Origin of the sequence: Microbispora sp. CL1-1, assembly GCF_012034195.1 — a bacterium.
Classification (GTDB): Bacteria; Actinomycetota; Actinomycetes; order Streptosporangiales; family Streptosporangiaceae; genus Microbispora.
Genome location: NZ_JAATEK010000157.1, coordinates 1 through 761, shown reverse-complemented (window position 1 = coordinate 761; position 761 = coordinate 1). Strand labels below are relative to the sequence as shown.

General features: G+C 70.8%; 1 protein-coding gene. It reads right to left on the bottom strand.

Features of this window, described 5'->3' with window-relative positions; translation table 11 throughout:
- Nucleotides 1-11: 11 nt before the first annotated feature.
- On the bottom strand, nucleotides 12-761 hold a 750-nt coding region (locus HCK04_RS40400), incomplete at its 5' end, for a Gfo/Idh/MocA family oxidoreductase (protein ID WP_142652785.1).

Below are 761 nucleotides of genomic sequence, written 5' to 3'. Positions count from 1 at the left end.
CACCGGCCTGGTCATGAATCCTCCACACTTGTGAAGCGGCTGCCCTCAGCCGCGCTCTGCTCGACGGCCGCCAGCACCCGCTGCACCCGCAGCCCGTCCTCGAAGGACGGCGTGGGGTCGGTGCCGGCGGCGATCGCCTCCAGGAAGTCCTTCGCCTCGTGGACGAAGGTGTGCTCGTAACCGAGGCCGTGGCCCGGCGGCCACCATGCCCCGGCGTACGGGTGGTCCGGCTCGGTGACCAGCACCCGCCGGAAACCGTGCTCGGCGCTGCCGATGGCGTGGTCGTGGAACCACAGCTCGTTCATCGACTCGAAGTCGAAGGCCAGGCTGCCCGCCGAGCCGTTGACCTCGATGCGCAGCGCGTTCTTACGCCCGGTGGCGAAGCGGGTGGCCTCGAAAGAGCCCAGCGCGCCACCACTGAACCGGCCGATGAACAGCGCGGCGTCGTCCACGGTGACCGGGCCCCTCCCGGCTCCGCCGCCGGCCGAGAGCCCGGCCGAGCTGGCCGCCAGGGGACGCTCCTTGACGAAGGTCTCGGTCATCGCCGACACCCCGGTCAGCAGCTGACCGGTGATGAATTCGGCGGTGTCGATGATGTGGGCGCCGATGTCGCCGAGGGCGCCCGATCCCGCCTTGTCCTTCTGCAGCCGCCAGACCAGGGGGAACTCGGGGTCGACGATCCAGTCCTGCAGATACTGCGCCCGCACGTGCCGGATCTCGCCGAGCCTGCCCTCCTCCACGAACCGCCGGGCCAGCGCGAC